This is a genomic window from Lacibacter sediminis, from assembly GCF_014168535.1.
Classification (GTDB): domain Bacteria; phylum Bacteroidota; class Bacteroidia; order Chitinophagales; family Chitinophagaceae; genus Lacibacter; species Lacibacter sediminis.
In genome coordinates this window covers 2,737,847-2,763,003 of the sequence record NZ_CP060007.1, presented here as the reverse complement: position 1 = coordinate 2,763,003, position 25,157 = coordinate 2,737,847, and the positions used below count along the sequence as shown (strand labels likewise).

The following is a 25,157-nucleotide window of genomic DNA, read 5'->3' as shown; positions in this document are numbered from 1 at the left end:
GTCGATAGAGAGCTATCAACCCTTTAACTACTATTGATTATGAGAAAAAATCCTTAGCGTACAAATGCATTGGCAACACCGCCATCCACATTCAATACGTTACCGGTTGATTTGCCTAATAAACCTCCTGCAAAAGCAAAACAGGCATTGGCAATATCTTCAGGTAAAATGATTTCATTTAATAATGTACGTCCGGCATAGTAAGCAGGTAATTCTTCAACCGTAATACCATAAGCTTTGGCACGACCTTCGGCCCAACCACCACTCCAGATATTACTGCCTGCAATAACAGCATCGGGATTAACTACGTTCACACGGATCTTATCCTTACCGAGTTCAGCAGCGTTCAATCTCGACAAGTGCAGTTGTGCAGCTTTTGCAGAACCGTAACCTGCATTGTTAGGACCGCTAACTAATGCGTTCTTACTTACAATGTTTAAGATGTCGCCACCAATACCCTGCTTGCGCATTACTTCAACAGCCTTTTGTGTTACCACAAACTGACCTTTTACTAATACATCGTAAAGGATATCCCAATCTTTATCTGTATGATCTTCGATTGATTTAGAGATCGATAAGCCGGCGTTGTTTACAATAATATCAACACCACCAAATGCAAGTGCTGCAGTTGTGAGTGTATCTGCAATTGTTGTTTCTTTTGTAACATCCAATATGTCGGCTGCCACGATATCTTTGCCAAATTGTTTTACAAACTCATCTTTTGCTTCAGCTAAACGTTCAGCATTCATATCGTTGAGAATAACGCAGGCGCCTTCTTCAGCAAAACGTTTTGCAATGGCTTTACCAATACCACCACCGCTGCCGGTAATGAGCGCAACTTTGCCACTCAATGCTTTTGGTTTCGGCATACGTTGCAGTTTTGCCTCTTCCAGTAACCAGTATTCAATGTTGAATGCTTCCTGGCGTGGTAATGAAGTATATTCTGAAATAGCTTCAGCACCTTTCATTACATTGATCGCATTGATATAAAATTCAGCTGCTACCCTTGCTGTTTGTTTGTCTTTTGCAAAGGTGAACATACCAACACCGGGATAAATAATTACCACAGGATTGGGATCACGCATGGCCGGACTGTTCGGATGCTTACAAGTATTGTAATACTCAGCATACATTGCCCGATAAGCTTCGAATAAAGGAGCAATTTTTTCTTTGATCTTTTTTACATCGCTCAGATCTTCACCAGCTTCCAGATTTAACACCAAAGGAGAAATCTTTGTACGTAAGAAGTGATCGGGACAGCTTGTTCCCAAAGGAGCCAAACGATCAAGATCATTCGAGTTGATGTATTCCAGTACTCTTGCATCATCGGTAAAATGACCGATCATGCGGTTTTGTGAAGAGCAGAAACCACGTAATACCGGTGCTAATGCAGCAGCCTGTGTTTTACGATCGGCTTCCGGTAATGATTGCAGTTTAGCACCACCAAAGATTGTTTTTTGTTTGGCGATGTTGTCCTGCAAATATTCTGCGCAACGCTCAATTACTTCAAGCGTGTTGATGTATGATTCGTAAGCTGTATCGCCCCATGTAAATAAACCATGTGAGCCGAGCATGATGCCACGAATGCCGGGGTTTTCATCCAGACATTGCTTTAGCATCAAACCTAATTCAAAACCTGGTTTCTGCCATTTTACCCAACCAATTGTTCCGTTGAATAATTCTTTGGTGATCTTCTCACCATCTTTTGCTGCTGCAATAGCAATGGCTGCATCAGGATGTAAGTGATCAATATGTTTGAATGGAAGAAAACCATGTAACGGTGTATCAATAGATGGAGCTTTTGAAGAAAGATCATAAATACAATGATTGAAGAGTTCTACCATTTCATCTTCATGCTCAATACCACGATAGATATTTTTTAAGCTGCGCAAACGATCAACATATAATGCTGCAAGTCCACTACGCTTCATGGTGCCAAGGTCGCCACCGCTACCCTTTACCCACATCACTTCCACTTCTTTTCCTGTAAGCGGATCTTTGGCCATGGCTTTGCACGACGTGTTACCACCACCATAGTTGGTTAAACGGAGATCGGCTCCCAATAAGTTAGAACGATACACGAGTAATGCCACTTCATCTCCAGCCAGCTCTGCGGCTTTAGCGTCGTCCCATAAGTAACTTACGTGTTTGAAATCTTTTGTTGCTACTGACATATACTATTCTTTTCAGTTAAAATTTTTATACATGGAGGCTGTTGCCATATCCAACCAGTAATACAGAGAGGATAATGACAATGATGCCTATGATAATTGTTGAAATTGTTTTTTTGCTTACACCTTTCCATTCTTTCAATACAAGTCCCCACATATTGGCCACAAGAATAATAAAGGCCATGTGTAAGATCCATGAGCTTGGGCCATTACCCAATTTACTTTCGCCCATACCATAAAAGAAAAATTGTAAGAACCAAGTTGTACCTGCTAACGCTGAGAACAAATAGTTTCTTAACAATGGTGTTTTTTGATTGGTATAATCGCCGAATGTTTTGTTGCGGGCATTCAGGATCATGCACCATATAAAGTTAGTTGTTAAACCTCCCCAAAGCAATACAACATAGATCACATTGTTGCGATAAAGGAACTCACCTTCACCGGGGTTGGCTGCTTTCCATGTTTCATTGGCAACAGTTGCCATTTCCTGTCCGGCTTCCAAACCAAAATTGAAACAGGCACTTAATACACCCGAAACAATAGCTACGAACATACCTAAGCCAAACTTGTATTCAACCGAAGTTTCTGCACCATGTGGATCGGTGGCAGCAGTTTTCAATTCTTTCTCCTTCATTACACCGGCTTTACCACTTATGATAATACCTATGATACAAAGCAATAACCCGGCAAGGATGGTAAGTCCCCATGTGGAACCAACCATTGCACTGAATGTATCTTTTCCTGCAACAGGACTGAAATCGTAATAAATAGCAGGGATGATGGCACCAAATACCATACACAAACCAAGGATGATGCTGCTGCCGAGTGATACACCGAGATAGCGAACACCTAGTCCATAGGTTAAGCCGCCAATTCCCCACAACACGCCAAAAATGAATGTGGCACACAAAGCCGGGAAGGCTGCACCTTGAATTATTTCTGCAAAACCGGGAATGGTTAGATAAGCAGCTACAGGTGGAACAATGAGCCAGGAGAATAAACCACCAATAATCCAGTAACTCTCCCAATGCCAACCTTTTACCTTTTTATAAGGAATATAAAAACTGCCTGATGCGAAACCGCCTATGAAATGAAAAATAACGCCGAGTAATACCTGCATTGTAATAGTTTATATAGCAAACATCTGAAGATAAAAGTAAAACGGTTGTTGAGAAATCCCGTCATGTACTATCCTGAGTAGCAAGCAATCTGTTTAACTACCGCATAATAGCTGCAGAACCATTAATTTTATCGGACGATTATGCTTTAAACCCACCTGTACAAATTGATTATGTCTGATAACATATACCGCCATATCCTTATTGATGAACAGTCGATCACTCCCAAGTATGTGCAGATTGTGAATTCCATTCTCAAGGCTGTTGAAATGGGCAGTATCGGTAAAGATTATCTCCTGCCCTCCATCAACGATCTCAGTTTTGAATTGAGCATTGCCCGTGACACAGCCGAAAAGGCGTACCGCCAATTGAAACAATTAGGTGTGGTTGGTTCAGTACCGGGGAAGGGTTATTTTATTGCGAAGACAGACATCCGGCAGGATATCAGGGTATTTTTGCTCTTTAATAAATTAAGTGCGCACAAGAAAATCATTTATGATTCATTTGTGGCAACCATTGGCGACCAGGCGGCCATTGACTTCTACATTTATAATAATGACTATGCTTTATTTAAAAAGCTGATGCAAAGCCGTAAGAAAGGATATACGCATTATGTTATCATCCCTCATTTCCTCGAAGGTGGTGAAAATGCATATGAAGTGATCAATGAAATAGATGAAGGCGCATTAATTCTGCTCGATAAAATTATCCCCGGTATTAAAGGTGAATACGGTGCGGTGTACGAAAATTTTGAAAAAGATATTTTCAATGCACTAAAAACAGCTCTGCCGCAGTTGAGTAATTACCAGACCTTGAAAATTGTGTTCCCCTCTTACACTTATTTCCCGAATGAGATATTGGAAGGCTTTGAACGTTTTTGCACTGAATATGCTTTTGCTTACAAAGTTGTTCATGAAATTGCTGCCGAACCCATCCGCAAAGGTGAAGCTTATATCAACCTCATGGAAGACGACCTCGTTGTATTACTCGAAAAAATACAGGAAACAAAATTGAAAGTTGGAAAAGACATCGGTATTATCTCTTACAATGAAACTCCCTGGAAACGTTTTATCTTAAACGGCATTACTACTATTTCAACCGATTTTAAAAAGATGGGAGAAATGGCGGCGCAGGCTGTGTTGAGTAATGAACGAAAACATGAGGAAGTGCCTTTTTCGTTGACGTTGAGAGATTCGCTGTAAAACTGAAACATAGTTTTCAATCAAACATTTAATGTATATAAGGTAGCGTTGTTTTTGTGTGTTAATAAAAAAACGAAGACATTTTTTATCACTCAATCACGAACCATGTATAGTCATTTGCAGGTATGGTCACTGTTAGTTCAACACTATAGTCTCTTCCTAAACTGTAAGGTTTAAAAATACTTTCTTTTTCCCTGATCTTTGCTGTACTGCTCAACCCCGTATAATAGAGCGGAATTTTTATTGTTCTTGTAATTGAAGTATTTGTGGGGTTATAGAGCATCATCAATCCTTTTTGTTTCAGTTGAGGACTAACATGCAGAATACCATCCCAATCTCTGCCATCGGCTCGTCGCAGATGTATGACATCACTGTTCAATATCTCCCTGTATTTTTTGTACCAGTTAATAACTGATATAACTGTTTGTTTTGTTTTTTCGGTATCATACAATCTCGGCCCTCTGTAACAAGCCTGCACACCTGCACCATAATACTGCATCATTAATTGCTCATAGTCTGTTAAGTGATCATTTAAAGGCTCAAGAACTGCTTCAGGGCCTCCCCCCTGGTATTTAGTTAATGGTACAAAGCCCCAACCCATGGAAGGCGTTTTTTCCCATGTACCATCATAAATATTCTGACGGTTCAGGATTTTCTGTTGCTCTCTTGACAACGAAAAATTAACCTCCCTGTAGCCAATTGCAATTTTATGTGTGCCATCTAAGAAATACCAATCAGGAGCATTGATATATACCCCTCTTTCATTCAGCCAGCGATATAGTTCTTTTTGAATTTCCATCTGTCTCCATTGCGAATCATCAAGGCCTTTATGGCCTGGATGTGTAGTTGATGCGCATACATCTCCGGGATATGGGCCATCATTTTCCCATATATCAAAACCGGTTTGCGTAAAAAAGTATTTTATTTTATCACGATAAGCAAGTCCCCATTTACTTCCAAAACAAGGTGCATTTCCAAAAAAAGCACCACCTGTTTTTCCAGTGGCAGGATTAATTACATCGTGTTCATCACTGATCCTTCTTGAACTAAAGAGTGAATAACCTCCAATCTGCACACCCTTCTGATGTGCGTACTGTGCAAGCGATTTCCATTTCTGAATATTTGCGTCCGACGAATCTTCCATATTCAAGTGGCTGCCAAAACTTAAGATCAATGCTTCGTAACCTGTTGCAGCGCATTGATCAATGGCCAATCTTACCTGATCATCATTACTGCTTATCAAATGCATAAAGATTGGGTTAGCTGTTGTCCATGGCGCAATGGTTCTGTACATTTTTCTTATTGCAAGTCCTCTGCGTTCACGATCATAACTATCCATCAGTAATTCATAAGATCGTACAGAAGTGAACAATTCGTTTTGCCGCAGTTCAATGCCCGGCGCTTTATCAGGATATACTTCAAGAATGCAGGGTGTTTCGTAATTATAATTTACCTGCGATGTATAGGTGGGGTCTGTTTTCCAATGTAATGTCTGATCACTGATATCATACCGCATTGAATTATTGAATGCATAATTCGTTTCAACATAAATTCCCTGTGGCTTTTTCATTTGCTCCGGTTTGCCTACAACAGCACTTTCTTCTTCCACCAATGCAAGTACTTCGTTTTTAACTTTGTTAATTGTAAAAGAGTTTGGGCCTTTGTTTTCGATGGTCAGCCATTTTTCAATCACGGGAATGCCATCGTATAAAGCATAATGAACAATAACTGCAACATCCTTCAATTCAGCTTTCTTGTTGCGGTAAGTAAAGCTGATTGTTTTGCCTTTTGGCTGATGGCTGTTTAATGCCCACCAATCTTTTTGTTTCCAGTTAATGGGCTGCAACAATTCTCCGGTTGTATAGTTTTCCAGTTGAAAGTCATTATCTGATTTAGTATAACTGTTTACCCATTCAGGTAAAAGATAGGCTTTCTCTTTTTGCCCATGCAATCCGCCAACATTATATTCTTTTCCGTTAATTGTAATAGAAGCCTCCGGCATTATGGCACGCAATAATTGTTGACCGGTAATTAAATTTATATAGTCTGTGCATACCACATTCGGGGTTAACCTAAACACACGTTTCACCAAACCGTTATACAGAATAATGTCCTTCTTATCAACGGAAGAATAAAGGGCTGCTTTTGCTTTCACAGGGTGAACCAGCCAATCTGAACTGATCCTGTTCTCTAACCCCTGTTCCCAGGTTGACAGTGCTGATGACTGGCTGTATGCGGAATGAATAAACAAAAAAGTTATTAACGAAAAAACGGATGACAAACCTTTAAACATTTTTTTATCATTAGAATGAACAAGCAATAAATGAATCAACGGGTTATTTCTGCTCACCTATATCTGTTGATCCATCGTTTTTACAGTTTCAATCTAAATTACGACTAACAGCATACCATTCATTACCAGCTAATCAATTTGAGCAAACGGTTGCATTCATTGTAAATGCAATGGTTGGCTAATACCTAAAGTTGTTATCATGGTACAATCCCCTAATGTTAAGATGTGAAATAATCATTAGCAATAAAAAGAGCGTTGAAAAATCAATGCTTTGAGTTGTCGGGACGATCCTCCAGCTTTATACGGAGGCGTTACTGTTCATTAAAAAAAATGGATATGGAAAAAACAAAAGCCTCACTTTTCAGTGAAGCTTTTGCCTTAGTCGGGACGACTAGATTCGAACTAGCGACCCCTAGCACCCCATGCTAGTGCGCTACCGGGCTGCGCTACGTCCCGAACAAAAAAACAGAAATCCACCCCTGGATTTCAGCGGGCAGCAAATGTAAGATTTATATCTATTTCGCACAAAATCAATCAAAAAAAACGATCTTAGCGGCGCAATAATCTGAACTTCTTACATGACCATTCTCATCAGACAGGCGCACATTATCGATCCTCAGTCTCCTTTCCATCAAACTATACAGGATGTATTTATTGATAACGGACAAATTAAACTCATTGGTTCGTTGCCACAGCAACAGGCAGATCAGGTGATCGAAGAAAAAAATCTTCATCTTTCGCCGGGTTGGGTCGATCTGTTTGCGCACTTCTGCGATCCCGGTTTTGAATTTAAAGAAACGTTGGAAACGGGTATTGAAGCTGCAGCCGCAGGTGGTTATACAGATGTGATGGTATTGCCCAATACCAACCCCATTGTGTCTGGCAAATCGCAGGTGGAATACATTGTGCAGAAGGCAAGACAATCACCTGTGAATATTCACCCATTGGGTGCTGTTACCAAACAAACCGAAGGAAAAGAACTGGCTGAGATGTATGATATGCGTGCTGCAGGCGCTGCTGCTTTTACCGACGGATTGCATCCTGTACAATCAGCAGGATTGTTATTGAAAGCGTTGCAGTATGTAAAAGCGTTCAATGGTACCATCATCCAGATACCTGATGATAAAACCATCGGAACTTATGGTTTGATGAATGAAGGCATCATCAGCACAAGGCTTGGATTGCCCGGAAAACCAATCCTTGCGGAAGAAATTCAGGTGGCAAGAGATATTAAGCTTGCCCGTTATGCAGAATCAAAACTGCATTTCACCGGTGTTACTTCGCCCAAGAGTATTGAATATATTAACCGTTCAAAGGAAAGTGGTGCGGCTATCAGTTGCTCTGTAACACCTGCTCATCTTTATTTTACAGATGAAGACATGCAGAGTTATGATACCAACCTGAAATTGTATCCACCACTCCGTACGGCTGTTGAGCGTGATGCATTAAGACAAGCAGTGTTGAATGGTTCGGTTGATTGTATTGCCACGCATCATGAACCACATGAATACGACAGTAAGATTTGTGAGTTTGAGTACGCCAAACCCGGCATGGTTGGCCTTGAAAGTTGTTATGGCGTTATGGGAGCTGTTTTTGGAAATGATCTAAGTGCCGAACGCTGGGTGGAACTTGTAAGCATCAACCCACGCAAGGTTTTGGATATTGAAATGCCTTCAATAAAAGAAGGTGCCATGGCCAATGTAACATTGTTTAACCCCGAGGCGACATATGTGTTTGAAACCGATGCCATCCGCTCCAAATCAAAGAACTCTGCCTTTATTGGTAAAGAGCTGAGAGGAAAAGTGATTGGGATCATCAATAACAATCAACTTAAACTGAACTAAATTTTTGTTTATGGAAAAGAAAGTAACGTCACATTTTGTCAAGGGTTTAATTATTGGCATTGCTGTTGTCCTGATAGGTATACTGTTTCAGGTATTTGATATTTACGAACGTTGGGTGCAGTGGGTTACCATCGTTTGTTATCTGGCTGCTATAGTGTGGGCCTGTTATTCTTTTTCGGTTGATATGGATGGCGAGGTAACATTCGGTTCTGTATTTGGTCATGGTTTTAAGACTGCTGCAATTGTTACACTTATTGCAATTGCCGGGTTTATCTTGTCAACATTCCTGATGCCGGAAGTGAAAGAAAAAGCGATGGAGATGGCACGTAAAGGGATGGAAGAGAATCCCCAGATGAATGAAGAAACAATTGATAAGGCGATTGAATTTACAAGTAAATACTTTTTCCTTTTTGGTGTGGTTGGTTCACTATTCAGTTATGCTTTCATTGGAGGCATCGCTTCATTGATTGGTGCCGGTATTGCCAAAAAGAATCCTAACGCAAACATGCCGAAATCTATTTAATATCGCCTATGAACCTGAGTATTGTTATTCCATTAAAAGATGAAGCTGAATCGTTACCCGAGCTATGTGCATGGATCGAACGTGTAGTGAATGATCAGCAACTCTCGTATGAAATTATTTTGGTGGATGATGGCAGCACCGATGGTTCGTGGGATGTGATCAAGCAACTCCGTGCTGCTAACAGTAATATCAAGGGCATTTCTTTTCAACGTAACTATGGCAAATCAGCTGCATTAAACGAAGGGTTTAAAGCAGCACAAGGTCAGGTAGTGATCACGATGGATGCTGATTTGCAGGATAGTCCCGATGAAATTCCTGAGTTATATAAGATGATCACTGCTGATGGATTTGATATAGTGAGTGGATGGAAAAAGAAGCGTTACGATAATACTCTGACCAAAAATATTCCATCGAAATTATTTAATGCAGCTACCCGTAAAATGAGTGGCATTTACCTGCACGATTTTAATTGCGGATTGAAAGCATACAATGGTAAGGTGGTAAAGAGTATTGAAGTGTATGGCGAAATGCATCGCTATATTCCTGTGTTGGCGAAGTGGGCAGGCTTCCGGAAGATCGGTGAAAAAGTAGTTGAACACCGCAAAAGAAAATACGGTGTTACCAAGTTTGGATGGGACAGGTTTGTAAATGGTTTCCTTGATCTTGCCACCATTTCTTTTGTTGGTAAGTTCGGTAAACGACCCATGCATTTCTTTGGTTTATGGGGCACGTTATTTTTTATGATTGGTTTTATCATCAGTGGTTACCTGGTTATTTCAAAGCTGGTTGATTTTAATTTTTCGATTACCAATCGTCCTACTTTTTTCATTGCATTGGTTTCAATGGTGATCGGCTCACAATTATTCCTTGCAGGTTTTATTGGTGAATTGATTGCACGTAATGCTCCCGAGCGAAATGTGTATTTGATTGGAGATAAAACTGGGTTATGAAAATAGTGATCCTCGGTCCTGCTCATCCCCTACGTGGTGGTATCGCCATATTTAATGAGCGATTAGCAAGACAATTTCAAAACGAAGGACACGATGTAACTATTTACTCATTCAGCTTACAGTACCCGGATTTTCTATTTCCGGGCACAACACAATATTCATCTGAACCTGCACCTGCTGATCTTAACATCAACATAAAAGTCAACTCCATCAATCCAATCAACTGGTTAGCAGTTGGGAATGAAATAAAAAATTTGAGGCCCGATCTTGTCGTCGTTCGTTATTGGCTGCCATTGATTGGGCCTGCTTTGGGAACTATTCTTCGTCGCATCAAATCAAACAAACAGACGAAGATCGTTTGCATTGCCGATAATGTAGTGCCGCATGAAAAACGTTTCGGCGATCATGCATTCACAAAGTATTTTATTAAACCGGTTGATGCCTTTATCACCATGAGTGAAAAAGTGCTCAGCGATCTGCGTATGTTCACCCAAACAAAACCTGCAATACTTCAACCACATCCGTTGTACGATGTGTTTGGCAACGCAGTTTCAAAACAGGAAGCACGCACTCATCTCGGTATTGATCAAACAACATTTGTATTTCTTTTCTTCGGGTTCATCCGCAAATACAAAGGACTTGATATGTTACTGGAGGCATTTGCACAATTGAAAAACCCCAAAATCCTAAATCCCAATTCCAAATTACTAATTGCAGGTGAGTTTTATGAAGACCGCAAACAGTACGATGAACTCATTGAAAAACTTCAGCTTAAAGATGATCTTATTCTCAAAACAGAATTCATTGCTGATAGTGAAGTAAAATATTATCTCTGTGCAGCAGATGCAGTGGTGCAACCTTACCGCAATGCCACACAAAGTGGTGTTACTCCCCTTGCCTATCATTTCGAAATTCCCATGATCGTTACCAATGTTGGTGGACTTCCTGCGTTTGTGCCACATGGTAAAGTTGGCCTGGTTTGTGAACCAACGGTTGATGCTATTGCAGCAGCCATGCAGGAGTATATGCAAACAGGTAGCGAACAGTTTCTGCCTTATCTCCGGGACGAAAAAAAGAAATATGGCTGGGATAAAATGACGGCAGCGGTTCTACAACTGGCAGCATCAGTTTAAAGTGTTAGATATTCCACACCTACTTATCAGGCTGAGTAAAATTTTAATATAGATAGGTATGGCATACCTATGCGAACAGCTTGCAGCTTTTCTTTTACATTTGCAGCATGAGCGAACAGATCAAACAGGTTATTCTTGATTCCATTGCTGTAAAACAGCAACTCCTCAACGATGAAACAGTCATTGCAAAATTGGATGCCATCAGCGATCTTATTGTTGATGCATTCCGAAACGGCAAGAAAGTTCTTTTTTGTGGTAATGGTGGCAGCGCTGCTGATGCACAACATTTAGCAGCAGAATTCAGTGGTCGTTTTTATCTCGATCGTGAAGCATTACCTGCAGAAGCATTGCATGTAAACACATCCTACCTCACAGCTATTGCCAACGATTATAGTTTTGAAGTGGCCTATGCACGTTTGGTAAAAGGTATTGGTCACGCAGGTGATGTACTGGTTGGTTTATCAACTTCAGGTAATTCACCCAACATCATTGAAGCCTTTAAAGCGGCAAAAGAAAAAGGCATGATCACAATAGGATTTACCGGCGAAACAGGTGGTAAACTAAAACCATTGAGCGATCATTTGTTCAATGTGCCATCGAAAACAACACCTCGCATACAGGAAAGCCATATTATGCTTGGACATATCATTTGTCAATTGGTAGAAGAGCGTTATTTCGCTGCAAAAAGCTGATCATGATCCATACAACACTCCCAACAAATCATCCTGCAAATACAGCTTACTTTATGCCGTTACCACATAAGGAATTACCCTTGATCGATCAGGACTGGACATTGTTTCTCGATCGTGATGGTGTGATTAACCAGGACGTGGTGGGCGATTATATCAAGAACTGGAATGAATTTCATTTCATGCCCGGAGTGCTGGAAGCCATCAAACAATTGTCGACTTTGTTTCCACGCATTTTTGTGGTTACGAACCAGGCCGGTGTTGGTAAGAAATTAATGTCCCTTGAAGATCTGTTGGAAATTCATACGAACATGTTGCAGGAGATCAGTACAAACAACGGTCGTATTGATAAGATCTATTTCTGTCCTGAAACAGATAACAAACACATCAACCGCAAACCTAATCCGGGCATGGCTTACCAGGCCAAAGAAGATTTTCCGGCTGTTGATTTCAGTAAGTCGATTATGGTGGGGAATATGCCCAACGATATGTGGTTTGGACGAAAGATCGGTGCCTTTACTGTTTACCTTCCCACACGGCCTGAAGAGAACCCCGATCCCTCAACCGTAGATGCACAGTATAAAGATTTGTTAGCATTTGCCACAGCGCTCGTGAGCAAAGCCTGAAACACAATAATTTTGCCCCTAATCAGTTAATAGTCTGCATGCAAAAACTCTTTACCCTTCTCTGCGTTTCGTTTGTGTTTGTGGCTTCGGCACAGCAACTCACTCCTGCTGAATTGAAGCAATTCAAACTTCGTGAAGATTCACTCAAACGTTTTGGTTACGAGATCGTACGTGGGACAGATGCAGCCGTTCGTTTTCGCAGCGATAGCAATTTCACACGCATACTTGTTCGGGCACTTATCCAGGATAAATCATACCAGTTTCCGTTTGATTCCTTAAAAACAATTTCAAAAGTTTACAGCCCTGATAGCTCCTTCCGCATTTTCACCTGGCAGGTTGTAAGAGATGATGATTATTGCAGGCAGAAAGGATTTATTCAACTTCGATCACCAAAAGGAAAAGAAAAATTTATTCCGCTTCGTGATGCCGATCAGTTTATTGCAAATGATGTTGATACCGTTGCCAATAACATGTGGTGGGTTGGTGCAGTGTACTATCGCATTCTCGAAAAAGAACATAACGGACGCAAATACTATACGCTCTTTGGTTACGATGAAAATGATGCACGAACTACAAAAAAGTGGCTCGATGTAATGTGGTTTGATGATAACGGCACGCCGATGTTTGGAATACCTTCTGCATTCTCTTATGCAAAAGATTCTGTTCCGAAGCCGGCATTAAATCGTTTCTTATTGGAATATAAAAAAGATGGAAGAGCAAGGGTGCAGTATGATGAAGAACTGGATATGATCATCTTCGATCACCTGATATCAGAAACAAATGAACCCGGCAAACGCTACACGTTAATTCCTGATGGTGATTATGAAGGTTTCAAATGGACCAACGGACAATGGCTGCACATCGATAAAGTATTTGATTTTAAATTGAAAGATGGAGAAGCGCCGATACCGGAAGCTATTGATTTCAACAATCGTTTAAAAATGGGCGAAGGAATGGAAGTGCCTGCTACCACTAAACCGGCTCCGAAAAAACCAACCACAACAAAACCAGCAGCAAAACCTCCTGTCAAGAAAAAAACAGGCGGTTAATTCTTTCGTTTCTTTCTGGGAGTTTTAGGCCGATCATTGATCTGTTGAAGTAATGAATCATTCAAAGGTGCGTTCAATTGCTCATCTTTCTTTTTGATCCAGATAGTAATTGATTTGCGAACAGAAACATCTTTTTTCAGCGATACTTCAACAACAACAGAATCGTCAGTAAATTCCCATCCAATCCAAACGCTGTTTCCCTGTAATTTCCCATTGCTTACTTTAAAATTTAATTGCTCGCTGGTTAATGGCATATAACTGCCGTTGCTGAGCTTCGCATCAACATTAATATAATTCCAGGAACCTTTCTTTAAACTGTCGGTGTAAAGATTAAAGAACAGGCTATCGATCTTTTGCGCACGCACAAGACCAACTGAGAATATAAACAGTATGAGGAAGTAAACTTGTTTCAACTTGTTGATTTAACTGCAAAGATTGTAATTCTTTACCAGAGGTTGGCTGCATTTTAAATTTAACAGTCTCAATCGGCTTTTGTAAATTGGAAGTATAAAGAGAAACAGCATGCAATTAATTGTATTTGGCGCTACAGGTCAGGTTGGTAGTCAGTTGGTAAAGCAGGCTTTGTGGCGTGGCCATTCGGTAAAGGCCTATGGCAGGAATGTATATGAAATGGATATCGAAAACGACAAGTTAGAGAAAATTAAAGGTGGGTTGTTCGATGCCGGAGATATATTGCACGCTGTTAAAGGTTGTGATGCTGTATTGAGTGCAATTGGCGGAGCGTTTGACGGATCAGATAAAGCACGTTCGCTTGGTATGAAAACGATTGTAGCCCAAATGCAGAAAGCCGCTGTTAAACGTATTGTTGCATTGGGTAATATGAGTATTTTGAATTTCGATGAACATTCACTCATTATTGATCAGAAAGATTATCCTGAAGAATACCTGCCGGTTGGCAATGAACATCGCAAAGCATATAATGCATTAAAAGACTCTCCTCTGGATTGGACCTTTGTCTGCAGTCCTGATATTATCAACGATGGCCCAACTGGTAATTATATTACTGCCAGGGATTATCCTCCACAACCCAACCTCAATAGAATTAACGCAGGCGACCTTGCACAGTTTATGTTGAATGAACTGGAGCGAAATGAATTTGTGAAAAGCAGAGTTGGTATTTCTGCAGTTTGATAGAAACGCAGATATAACTGATCAAACGGATATTCACAGATTAAACCTATCTGCGGAAATCTTTCTTATCAGTGTCATCCGTGCCTCTATTCCCTTTTCAACTCCCACAAGAAAATACTCGTGGCAATTGCCGCATTTAATGATTCCGCTTCACCAAAACGTGGGATCATGAGTTTATCTGTAAGTAAAGAGATCACATCTTCACGAATGCCGTTCGACTCGTTTCCAATAACAAGGATACCTGCTTTTGGAAATTCAAAGGAAGAAAGTTCTTTGCCGCCAAGCATTGCGCCAACAACAGGTAACTGTTGATTGGCAAGAAAAGCATCCAACTCCTTTTCAGCAACAGCTACACGCATAATGCTGCCCATTGTTGCCTGCACCACTTTGGGGTTATAGATATCAGCACAATCAGGAGAACAGATAATGGTGCGGATGCCAAACCAATCGGCCAGTCGAATAATGGTGCCCATATTACCGGGATCACGGATGCCATCCAGGGCCAAGATCCACTCAGCTGAAGGTGGTTCAATTTCCTGTTCGGAAAAATAATGTACCAACGCCAACGCCTGATTAGGTGTTTGTAATTGGGAAATACGGGTCAGTTCATCATCCGAAACAATGTGATGTTGCTGAATTTGCTTTGCAGCAGGATGTTGTTCATAAAAAGTTTCGGTGGCGTATAACCGCACAATCTGTGAGGGATAATGCTCTAAAAGCTCGGCAACCATCTTGCTTCCTTCCATTAAAAAGAGCCGTTCTTCATCCCTTCTTTTTTTATGGCCTAAACTTTGGATATATTTGATTTCATTTTTACTGAGCATCGATCATCATTTTATGAGCTTCACCCGGTTAACCATTACCATATTTACCTGTCTGGCAGTACTCTCGGTGCTTAGTTCCTGCAATTCAAAATTATTAACTCGGGGTAAATATAAAGTAAAGAAATATCAAAAGAATAAGCCCTTTGTTTATTTCAACCAGATCAATGTGGTCAATAACAAGCTTAGTAAGGATTCATTATCGGTACTGAAAAGTGGTTTGGAAACACAGCTCGATGACAGTATGCGGGTAATCGTAAGGCAACGTTGGCTTTTATTCAAACGTATTGAAAATCCACCGGTGTTTGATACAGCCTATGCTAATCAAAGTGCCCGTAATATGCAGATCTATCTGAAAACAATGGGTTATTATAACGGAAAGGTTACGATTGATACTACTTATATCGACTCAGTTCACAAAGAAGATCCGGATCGTTTGCAGATAAGAGCTGCTACTATATTCAGAGTAAACACCGGACCTGTTTTTCGTATCGATTCGATAGCACTCATCCCCAATGATTCGAACCGCATACAGATATTACCAATAAAGGAACTGACAGAACAAAATGGTTCGCAAACATTTTTGCGGAAAGGAATGCCTTTTAGCGAGGAATTGATATCGAGAGAAATGAACAGACTGATTGAACTCTACCGCAACAATGGTTATTACAATATGAACCGTGATGCCATCTACGCTGACGTCGATACAACTTTCCTTGCATTACTTGATCCAAGCCTGGCACTTGATCCTATTCGCCAGTTTGAAGTGTTCCAGGAGGCACAGGAACGCAGAAAGAACCCCCTGATCAATGTTTATATACGCACTAAACCAAAACTGAAAGATTCCATCTTCAGGCAATTCTATAACCGCAACATTGTTGTTTATCCTGAATACAAGGGAGGTGATAATATTGATTCGGTTCAATACATTGATAGTGTAAGAAATAATATCACCGTTCGTTTCCAGGAAGGGAAATTCAAACCGGCGTTCATACGTCGTAATCTTCGTTTACGTACCGATAGTTTATTCAGTTCGTTGAAATTGAATCAAACAGCTGATGAATTAAACAAGTTGAATGTGTGGCAGGTGATCAGGATACAACCAAAACTTGTTCCCGAAGATTCAAATGCTATCGACTATGATGTGTTCATGATCCCTTATAAACGATTTACGTTTAGTGCAAACGTGGAGAGTGTGTTTAACCAGGTACAATCAGGATTAACTACTGCAGGGAATCTTGTTGGTTTTGGTGTAACAGTTGGTTTGCAGGACAGGAATATTGCCAAACAAGGTATTCAGATGAATAACACGTTGCGTGGTGGTATTGAATTAGGGTTACCTCCTATCAATTCCGGTTTGCAGGCAACCGAGTTATCATTCAGTAATTCAATCAGCTCACCCCGTATCCCGTCGTGGTTGTTTACACGTAAGAGCAGAAGATGGCTCAACCGCAAAACATTCCTCACGTCTTCTATTTCTTTTATTGACAGGAATATCAACCAGAACGGTTTGTTTGCGCTCACAACAGCAAGCTCAACTTTTGGTTGGCAGTTTCAAACACCAGGAAATGCAATCTGGAGAATTAGTCCCGTGAATGTGGAGTATGTAAAACTCTATGATCTATCACAATCGTTCAAAGATCAGCTTGCGAACAATGTATTCCTTCGCAACTCTTTTAATCAAGGTTTTGTATTGGGGTTAGGTGCAGCAAGTATTAACTATACTAAACGTTTTCAAAATAAGAAAAGACAAAATCATCTTTCTGCATTGCGATTGAATTTCGAAGAATCAGGTGCATTGGCCGGCCGTTTAAAAAATGCAATTAATTTATTTGATGAAGAATTATTTGAGTATGTAAAAGGTGATGCTGAATTTAAATACCAAATCATAAGCCCGGCGACAAAACAGGAACGTTGGGTTTTTCGTGCAGCAGCAGGTGGCGGATTTTTGTATGACAACGATACATCGAGTATGCCTTTCTTTAAACAGTATGCAGGTGGAGGCCCGAACAGTATGCGTGCATGGCCATTGCGCAGTATTGGTCCTGGTGCAAGTATTGCAGATGTAAGAACAGGAAGAAACCAGTTTTTCAGCCGCTCGGGTGATATGATCCTTGAAGCAAATGTTGAATACCGTTATAATATATTAAGCATCTGGCCCAACACATTAATTCTTCGTGGTGCATTGTTTACTGATATTGGTAACGTGTGGAACTTCCGGAACCAAAGTAATATTGGTAACGACACAGTAGTATTTCAATTAAAAAATCTCTACCGTGATTTGAGTGTGAGTGTGGGCACTGGTTTCCGTTTAGATTTTGTTGGACTCTTTCTTATTCGTGTTGATGTTGGCTATCGCTTAAAGAATCCTGCTTACCCGTTTGCTGCAACAAACGCAGGGTGGCGTATCCCTCAGTTAAATGATATTGAGAATCTGTTCAGCCGTTCAACTGAAGCACGCACCTGGCGCTATGAAAATATCAATATCTCGCTGGGTATTGGTTATCCGTTCCAGTGGTAGCTGTTTATTCAGTTGGTGGCATTGCCGCTTTTACTTCTTTTATCCATTCCAATGTTTCAGGTAATGTTCTTGCTTCATCAGTTGTGAATTCACCGATACGTGTACGGCGTAAACTGCTGAGATGTGCGCCACAACCTAATGCCTTACCATAATCATGTGCAAGACTCCGGATGTAGGTTCCTGTTGAGCACACTACACGAAAATGCAAAACAGGAAGTTCAATTTTTGTGATCTCGAATGCTGCAATGTGCAATGGTCTTGGTTCCAACACCACATCCACTCCTTTTCTTGCTAACAGATAAACAGGCTTTCCATCACGCTTGATAGCTGAGTGTGTAGGCGGCACCTGCATGATATCACCAATGAATTGCTTTGTTGTTTCATGAATGAGTTCAGGTGTAACAAATGAGTAATCTTTCAATTGTTCCGGTTCACTTTCCAGGTCGTAGGTTGGAGTAACTGCGCCGATGGTAAAAGTGCCTGTGTATTCTTTTTCACGTGCCTGGTATTCGTTGATGCGTTTGGTAAACTTGCCGGTGCACAGGATGAGTAATCCCGTTGCCAATGGATCAAGCGTACCTGCATGACCTACTTTTTTTATTCTGATGGCATTCCGCACTTTTGCCACCACGTCGTGTGATGTCCATTCCAATGGTTTATCAACGAGTATCACCTGTCCTTCTGTGAAAATTGTTGGTTCTTCCTGTTTCATGTAGTGGGCAAAGGTAATGGACTTAGTTGAAGTGGTGATATTGCGGTTACAGCCACTATTATTGTGTTTTCAATTACTCAAATCATATTTTTACAAATCATACCAAAATCTCACTTGCGTTATGGCTTTTACAATTGCAATATCAAACAGCAGAACACCACTGACAAAAAATTACTGGTTATGGCTATTTGTTTCTGTTTTCACTGCTGTGTGGGTTAATACTTATTTGGGAACAACCGATATGAGTAACTGGATGCTTGAAAATACGTTGACCTTTCTGTTTCTTATTTTTCTTATCGTAACATTTAAGCGTTTTCAGTTCAGCGATCTTACTTACCTGTTGATTTGTATTTATATGTGCCTGCATGTATATGGCTCCAAATATACCTATGCCGAAAATCCATTAGGTTATTATCTGCAGGATGTGTTTGATGCAAAACGAAACAACTACGATCGTATCGTTCACTTCAGCTTTGGTTTTTTATTGGCGTATCCCATGCGTGAAATGTTTTTGAAGTGGTTGAAATATCCAAAGCTTGTTTCATGGATCTTACCCATTGAGATCACCTTATCCATCAGTGCTTTTTATGAATTGATCGAATGGGCAGTTGCTGATATTTTCTTTAAAGCACAAGGCGATGCATACTTAGGAACTCAAGGTGATATCTGGGATGCACAGAAAGATATTTTCCTGGCATTTTCAGGAGCTATTCTTGCTACAACAATCGTATCGGCAGTAAAACGGATCTTTAATATTTATGAGAAGGAGTAAGTCGCTATAAGTCTGACGGTCTGCGACCGTACCGGCGAGTAGCATGCTTCTTGAACCTTGTGCCTTGCTTTTCTCTAAATCGCCTGTCTCGTTTTTATCTCAATATATTTATTGATGGTATTCACCGTTACATGTTCCGGTGCGGAGAGAATACTTAAGATACCTGAATTCTGCAATTCTTTCACGATAAGTTGTTTTTCGTGCATGTATTTGCCGGCAATGGTTTTTACATACAGATCTTCAATATCACCTACTTCCTGTCCTGCCACTTGTTTCAACTCTGTATTTTCAAAGAAAACCACCAGCAGTAAATGATACTTGGCAATACGTTTCAGGTATTGCATCTGTCGCTGCATACCTGCCAGTGATTCGAAATTGGTGAAGAGAATAATTAAGCTGCGTTGCTTTACAGTTGCACGCACACGTGTGTATAGTAATTCAAAATCAGATTCAAGAAATGCTGTTTGTTGATTATAGAGCAGCTGCAATACTTTTTCAAGTTGGACAGGTTTACGATCAGCAGCTAAAACCGATCCCATCTTATTGCTGAACGTCATCAGTCCAAATTTATCCTGCCGATGTAAGGCCACATTACACATCACCAGGCTTGCATTCACCGCATGATCCAACAAGGTTAAATCATTGAAGGGCATTTTCATCAGCCGACCTTTATCGATCACACAATATACCTGTTGACTTTTTTCATCAGTATAAGAATTCACCATCAATGACCCTTTGCGTGCCGTAGCTTTCCAGTTGAGTGTGCGCACATCATCGCCCTGCACATATTCTTTTACCTGTTCAAACTCCATGCTGTGACCGATCTTACGCAAACGTCTGTTGCCGCTTTCTTTTGTTTGGGCGGCTTCTGCATGCAACTGGTATTGCCGCATACGAATGAAGGAAGGATACACCGGCGCCATCACATCTTCTGCCCCAATAAATCTACGTTCAACAAAACCCAGCAGGGATCTTATAAAGACCTGTACTTTCCCAAAATGATATTCTCCACGTTCAGTTGGCCGAAGCTGATAGCTCAATTCCCGGCTCTCGCCTGCTTTTAAATTCAATTTCATTGAAAAATCCCGTTGCTGAAACTGCATGGGTAATTCATCGATCACTTCTGCTTTAACAGGGAATGGATAAAGGTTCTGCAATTGAATATGAACAGGATTATTATCACCATTACTTAAACGCTCAGGCAGATCACGTTCGATCACCGGTTTACGATTGATTGCAAAAAGAAAAAAGAGATCGGCTGCCAATGCGATCGATAATAAAAGACAAAACAATTTTGCTGGCGTTTCCAGTTCAGGGAAAAAATAAGCAAGCAGGAATAATGCAATATTCACTGCCAGCAACTGAAAGAAGCGTGCACTGAAATACAGTGACTTCAGCACAAAGTGTGCAAGCAGGTAAATAATTGCGCCTGAAAGTAAAAACAGCCAGAACATCTTAGCGTGGTACCTCCAATGATTTAATGATGCGGTCAACTAATTCATCAGCCGTAATACCTTCCATTTCTTTTTCAGGTGTAAGAATAATACGGTGACGCAATACATGTGGTGTTACTTCAATAATATCCTCCGGTGTAATAAAATCACGCCCACGCATAGCCGCAAATGCTTTTGATGCTTTCACAATGGCTAACGAAGCACGTGGCGATGCACCAAGGAACAAGGATGGATTATTGCGTGTTTCATGTACAATGCGTGCAATAAACTCAAGCAGTTTCTGCTCTACTACAATGCTGCGGATTGTTTCTCTGTATTGTGCAATGTCACTTGCTGATAATATTTTGGTAACCTCATTCAGCAGAAAACGATTATCCGCCTGGTGTTGATTACTCAGAATGATAACTTCTTCTTCAAGCGATGGATACCCCACTTCGATCTTAAACAGGAAACGATCAAGCTGTGCTTCAGGTAAACGATAAGTTCCTTCCTGGTCAACCGGGTTTTGCGTAGCCAATACCATAAAGGGCACACTCATCTGGTAAGTGGTACCATCAACAGTTACCTGGCGTTCTTCCATGACTTCAAATAAAGCCGACTGCGTTTTTGCTGGGGCACGGTTGATTTCATCGATCAATACTATATTGCTGAACAACGGGCCTTGTTTGAATTGAAAGCTTGCTTCCTTCGGATTAAAAACGGACGTACCCAACACATCACTCGGCATCAGATCGGGTGTAAACTGAATGCGTGAAAAATCCGCATCGATCAGTTTTGCCATCAGCTTCGCTGATAATGTTTTTGCAACACCGGGTACACCTTCAATAAGAATATGTCCGTCGGCAAGAATACCGGCGATCATCAATTCCAGCATTTGCTCCTGCCCTACGATTACTTTACCCACTGCTTCACGAATAGTAGCAATAGCATTGTTGAGTTGCGAAAGATCGGTGCGTTGTTCAAAAAATTGATTTTCCATGAATGCGTTTATATTTTATGTCTGTTCAAATTATTTTAAGTAAGAGGTACGACGTCAGAAGTACGTTACCCATATCTCGTACTTCGTATTTCGTACTTATTGGTAAAGAATTGCTGCATACGGTTATTGTACTCCAGCAATTCTGTATCCGTAACCTCGTGTGATTCTTCCTGTAACTGCTGAATGAATTGAAAAAACTGTTTTACTTCCGTTTCATCTACCCCACTCTTGCGTGAAAGCGATGAAAAGAATTCTGCATTTAGGTGCGCTGTGTTGAGATAATACCTGGCTCGTATATGTTCAAGAAAGTACGTGGTCATCTTATGTGCAATATTCTGATTGTCTTTTTTCTGCAGGTAAAGACGGCCAATGGTTTCTACAAACGAAATGCTTGCATTACTGTTAACAGGTTTTATGGGTATTGCCCGTTGCCTACGTTTGCTTGCAAAGGCAATATACAGGAGCAACAGTAATAAAGACATCAGCAATGCCCATTTCAAAATAAGGTTTTCAAGAAATACGTCGAATAAGGAAAAGTTCTTATTGGGCGACCGGCCAATGCGATAGTAATCATCCCAATAAACAGTTTTCCGTTCAGCAGGTAAGTAACTGAATACTTCCTCTGCATATTTTTTATTCTGCCCGCTTAACAGGTAATAGTTGCTGAATGCTTCCGGATTAAGATGAAAGAAAAAACGACCGTTACCATGCACAACAGAAATATAGTTTGGACTTCCTTCATCGTTTGTGCCAAGTACAAGCGCATTGCTTTCATCGGGACGAACAAAATGTGCTTCAAATGGTAAATAAAAGAAACCATATGATGCAGCTTTCATTGAATCCTGCCGATGAACTGTTACTGAAGTTTGACGCATGGGTCCTGCAGTATCAACCTGCTGGAACAGACTGTTCATGGCTACATACTGCACATTAAGATCCAATGTATCTAATAACTGTGCATCAACATATTCAGCCGATATAAATACCTGGTTGCCTTTTGCTGCGTATTCAAGAATGGCGTCACGGTCTCTATCGTTTAAGTAAACACTTCTGCTGATCACCGCATACAAACTTTGTTTGCTGCCAAGTGGGTACTCAAGGTTCTCGTAAAATGGTTTGTTGAGAATCTCGATCTGTGAGTAACGGTATTTACTGCGAAACATACTGTGCGCAGTGTAGGTGCCAAACGGTTTCTTGCTGCTTTTTGAATAGCTGTGCCGCATATCGGGCAGCTTTATATTATCCTTTCCTCCACAAGCAACAAGCAAGCTGAAGAAACAGGCATAAAAAAAATATCGTAAGCGGTTACTCAACTTTGTTTAATGGTTTGATGGAACTGTTCGAATTCCTTCTTTATCGGTTCAAATACATGTTGCTCAATTACAAAATCACCATACCATGCATATTCATAATGTAATGTGATACGTGAAAATGTATTTTTCAATTGTGGCTTTGCCAGTTCACGTACGTATTGATAGTTTGTTTTATCGGGCGAGAGCTGTAACCAGCCCCTTTCAGAAAGTTTGTTAAGCGATTGCAGGTAGAGAAAACGAATGCCCAAACGGTAGTTGCCCTCTTTTATCGCCTGTTGTAATTGTTGATCGAGATAAACATCATCCGTAAACTTTTCTTCTTCAACCAATAATTTTTTGTTTCGAAGTGGAGATGCAAACAAACCACGGTCTGAAAGAAAAACACGATAGAGCACAAATAACAATGCACCAATGAGAAGAGTCCACAACAATACTTCGATGAACGGAAAAATATTCACCACCCGTTTGCCTCTTTGTTTCTTTTGTTCTTGCAGCAGCAGTTCCTGGCGTTTTTTCAACAGGCTGTCGAGTTCCTTCATGTACTCAAACTCTTTCTGCGATCTGAATGAGCGAACACTGTCAGAAGAATAAACCCATATTGAACGATGCAAAGTAGTATCGAACACTTCAACTTCTTCCTCCTCCTCATATTCATCATCATAAACTGCTGTTGTATCAACAACCGGTTCCTCAATCACCTGAACACTGCTGTCCACTGTTACCTGCGCACACAGTTCTGCCGGGTTACTTAAAAAAGTAACCAGCATTACTAACAACAGGAAATAAGGAAAGCGTTTCGTCATGCAAGGATTTTTTCTGCAAATGCAGGATCGGTTTTTATTCTTTTTTCTAAACGTATAGGATAGATCACAAAGTACCAGAGAATAAACAAAAAGGATACAGCCAGTATACTGATGCTGATTGGAACCGGTAATGATGTATTGGTGGTTTTGTCAAATGCATTTGAGCTGAGTCGTGTGATATAACTTTCAAGAAAAGCGGCAAGTATTGTAATGGGAATAAGACTTACGCAGATCTTCATGGCATCTTTCACGCCACGTTTGAACGAAACCCATCTTGTAAATGTGCCGGGAAATAAAATACTTCTTGCCAATACAAAACCTGCACATGCTTCAATGATCATTCCTGCTATTTCAAGAGTGCCATGTATCCAGATCACCAACACACTTTGCCAGCCTAATCCTTTTGCAAAAAACATGTATTGAAAGCTGCCGATCATGATGCCGTTTGTAAAGAAAACATATAAGGTGCCGATACCAAACAAAATTCCTCCTGCCACCATCAGGAAACCAACTTTGATGTTGTTATATGCAATAAGCACCCACATTGCAAACCTGCTTTCACTGCTGTATACACCAAACGGATCACCTTTCTCAATATTCTCTTCCGTCATTGCAACATAATCTTCTCCTAACACACCTTTTACAAACTGATCATCTTTCATGGACGAGAGCACACCCATTGCAAACAGCAATACAAAAAATAAGAAGGTATACAAAAACATCCGGTGATGTTTACGGAACATCAAAGGCAATTCATATTGCCAGAATGTGATTAGACGTGAAAACCGTTGTTTCCTGTTTTGATAAATGGTTTGATAAATACTTACAGCGAGGCTGTTGATCCAACGTGTAACCTTACTATGAGGGTAAAATGTCTTCGCATAACTCAAGTCATCCAGCAGGGTAATGAAACGGTCTGCCATCTGATCAGGGTCTTCGGTTTGCAGATATTGGTATTCATTCCATTTCTGCGCATTCTTCTTGATAAAAAGTGCTTCTCTCATAGTGAGTCAGAAAATTGAAAATACCAAG

Annotated in this window: 22 protein-coding genes and 1 tRNA gene; 11 read left to right on the top strand and 12 right to left on the bottom strand. The window is 40.6% G+C overall.

The features are described from left to right. Positions 1–53: 53 nt before the first annotated feature. Positions 54–2,174 carry a bifunctional aldolase/short-chain dehydrogenase gene (locus H4075_RS11625; RefSeq protein WP_182801014.1) on the bottom strand — a complete coding sequence of 707 codons (2,121 nt, stop codon included), beginning with the start codon at positions 2,172–2,174 and terminating at the stop codon, positions 54–56. A gap of 25 nt (positions 2,175–2,199) precedes the next feature. Continuing rightward, positions 2,200–3,291 (bottom strand): L-rhamnose/proton symporter RhaT, encoded by a 1,092-nt coding sequence (gene rhaT / locus H4075_RS11620; RefSeq protein ID WP_182801013.1) that lies wholly within the window; start codon positions 3,289–3,291, stop codon positions 2,200–2,202. 171 nt (positions 3,292–3,462) lie between these two features. On the opposite strand from rhaT, the gene H4075_RS11615 reads away from it, so the two are divergent. Further along, a complete protein-coding gene (locus H4075_RS11615; protein ID WP_182801012.1) occupies positions 3,463–4,491 on the top strand; it encodes a substrate-binding domain-containing protein in 1,029 nt (342 codons plus the stop codon). An 88-nt stretch (positions 4,492–4,579) separates the two neighbouring features. Here H4075_RS11615 and H4075_RS11610 read toward each other — a convergent pair whose 3' ends face one another. Both H4075_RS11610 and H4075_RS11605 read right to left on the bottom strand, forming a co-directional pair. Continuing rightward, a complete protein-coding gene (locus H4075_RS11610; protein WP_220494742.1) occupies positions 4,580–6,742 on the bottom strand; it encodes an alpha-galactosidase in 2,163 nt (720 codons plus the stop codon). Positions 6,743–7,166: 424 nt separating this feature from the next. Then, positions 7,167–7,240 (bottom strand) — tRNA-Pro (locus H4075_RS11605). Between the two features lie 122 nt (positions 7,241–7,362). On the opposite strand from H4075_RS11605, the gene H4075_RS11600 reads away from it, so the two are divergent. From H4075_RS11600 to H4075_RS11570, 7 genes are all read left to right on the top strand, one after another. Beyond that, on the top strand, positions 7,363–8,628 hold the full coding sequence (locus H4075_RS11600) for a dihydroorotase (protein ID WP_182801011.1): 1,266 nt from the start codon (positions 7,363–7,365) through the stop codon (positions 8,626–8,628). A gap of 10 nt (positions 8,629–8,638) precedes the next feature. Continuing rightward, positions 8,639–9,151 carry a DUF4199 domain-containing protein gene (locus H4075_RS11595; protein ID WP_182801010.1) on the top strand — a complete coding sequence of 171 codons (513 nt, stop codon included), beginning with the start codon at positions 8,639–8,641 and terminating at the stop codon, positions 9,149–9,151. Positions 9,152–9,159: 8 nt separating this feature from the next. Next, the gene (locus tag H4075_RS11590) at positions 9,160–10,101 is read left to right on the top strand and encodes a glycosyltransferase family 2 protein (protein WP_182801009.1); all 942 of its coding nucleotides are present in this window, start codon (positions 9,160–9,162) and stop codon (positions 10,099–10,101) included. Further along, entirely contained in the window at positions 10,098–11,234 is a 1,137-nt protein-coding gene (locus tag H4075_RS11585) for a glycosyltransferase family 4 protein (RefSeq protein WP_182801008.1), read from the top strand. The genes H4075_RS11590 and H4075_RS11585 overlap by 4 nt, the downstream gene beginning before the upstream one ends. A 107-nt stretch (positions 11,235–11,341) precedes the next feature. Further along, a complete protein-coding gene (locus tag H4075_RS11580) occupies positions 11,342–11,926 on the top strand; it encodes a D-sedoheptulose-7-phosphate isomerase (protein ID WP_182801007.1) in 585 nt (194 codons plus the stop codon). Between the two features lie 2 nt (positions 11,927–11,928). Next, positions 11,929–12,549 (top strand): D-glycero-alpha-D-manno-heptose-1,7-bisphosphate 7-phosphatase, encoded by a 621-nt coding sequence (locus tag H4075_RS11575; protein ID WP_220494741.1) that lies wholly within the window; start codon positions 11,929–11,931, stop codon positions 12,547–12,549. 38 nt (positions 12,550–12,587) lie between these two features. After that, a complete protein-coding gene (locus H4075_RS11570; RefSeq protein WP_182801006.1) occupies positions 12,588–13,598 on the top strand; it encodes a hypothetical protein in 1,011 nt (336 codons plus the stop codon). On the opposite strand, the gene H4075_RS11565 is transcribed toward H4075_RS11570, so the two are convergent. Beyond that, positions 13,595–14,011, bottom strand: coding sequence for a hypothetical protein (locus tag H4075_RS11565; RefSeq protein ID WP_182801005.1), 417 nt, complete (start codon positions 14,009–14,011; stop codon positions 13,595–13,597). The two genes, H4075_RS11570 and H4075_RS11565, sit on opposite strands and share 4 nt — an antisense overlap. A 109-nt stretch (positions 14,012–14,120) precedes the next feature. Between H4075_RS11565 and H4075_RS11560 the strand changes: the two genes are divergently transcribed. Beyond that, positions 14,121–14,750: an NAD(P)-dependent oxidoreductase gene (locus H4075_RS11560; RefSeq protein WP_182801004.1), complete on the top strand. Its 630-nt coding sequence runs from the start codon at positions 14,121–14,123 to the stop codon at positions 14,748–14,750. Positions 14,751–14,836: 86 nt separating this feature from the next. Here H4075_RS11560 and H4075_RS11555 read toward each other — a convergent pair whose 3' ends face one another. Next, positions 14,837–15,574, bottom strand: a complete 738-nt coding sequence (locus tag H4075_RS11555) for an RNA methyltransferase (protein WP_182801003.1) — start codon at positions 15,572–15,574, stop codon at positions 14,837–14,839. Between H4075_RS11555 and H4075_RS11550 the strand changes: the two genes are divergently transcribed. Further along, positions 15,552–18,092: a BamA/TamA family outer membrane protein gene (locus tag H4075_RS11550; RefSeq protein WP_182801002.1), complete on the top strand. Its 2,541-nt coding sequence runs from the start codon at positions 15,552–15,554 to the stop codon at positions 18,090–18,092. The two genes, H4075_RS11555 and H4075_RS11550, sit on opposite strands and share 23 nt — an antisense overlap. Before the next feature lie 4 nt (positions 18,093–18,096). Here H4075_RS11550 and truB read toward each other — a convergent pair whose 3' ends face one another. Beyond that, positions 18,097–18,804, bottom strand: a complete 708-nt coding sequence (gene truB, locus H4075_RS11545; protein WP_182801001.1) for a tRNA pseudouridine(55) synthase TruB — start codon at positions 18,802–18,804, stop codon at positions 18,097–18,099. A 121-nt stretch (positions 18,805–18,925) separates the two neighbouring features. Here truB and H4075_RS11540 point away from each other — a divergent pair, with 121 nt between their 5' ends. Continuing rightward, entirely contained in the window at positions 18,926–19,576 is a 651-nt protein-coding gene (locus tag H4075_RS11540; RefSeq protein ID WP_182801000.1) for a DUF2238 domain-containing protein, read from the top strand. A gap of 74 nt (positions 19,577–19,650) precedes the next feature. Here the strand turns inward: H4075_RS11540 and H4075_RS11535 are convergent, their stop codons facing one another. The 5 genes from H4075_RS11535 to H4075_RS11515 all read right to left on the bottom strand — a co-directional run bounded on the left by H4075_RS11535 (position 19,651) and on the right by H4075_RS11515 (position 25,129). Beyond that, positions 19,651–21,030 (bottom strand): DUF58 domain-containing protein, encoded by a 1,380-nt coding sequence (locus tag H4075_RS11535; protein ID WP_182800999.1) that lies wholly within the window; start codon positions 21,028–21,030, stop codon positions 19,651–19,653. A 1-nt stretch (position 21,031) separates the two neighbouring features. Next, positions 21,032–22,009, bottom strand: coding sequence for an AAA family ATPase (locus H4075_RS11530; RefSeq protein ID WP_182800998.1), 978 nt, complete (start codon positions 22,007–22,009; stop codon positions 21,032–21,034). Between the two features lie 65 nt (positions 22,010–22,074). Further along, positions 22,075–23,232 carry a DUF4350 domain-containing protein gene (locus H4075_RS11525; RefSeq protein WP_182800997.1) on the bottom strand — a complete coding sequence of 386 codons (1,158 nt, stop codon included), beginning with the start codon at positions 23,230–23,232 and terminating at the stop codon, positions 22,075–22,077. Positions 23,233–23,318: 86 nt separating this feature from the next. Next, complete coding sequence (locus H4075_RS11520; protein ID WP_182800996.1) at positions 23,319–24,125, bottom strand: DUF4129 domain-containing protein; 807 nt, start codon at positions 24,123–24,125, stop codon at positions 23,319–23,321. Further along, complete coding sequence (locus H4075_RS11515; protein ID WP_182800995.1) at positions 24,122–25,129, bottom strand: stage II sporulation protein M; 1,008 nt, start codon at positions 25,127–25,129, stop codon at positions 24,122–24,124. Before H4075_RS11515 ends, H4075_RS11520 begins: the two co-directional genes overlap by 4 nt. Positions 25,130–25,157: the final 28 nt, after the last annotated feature.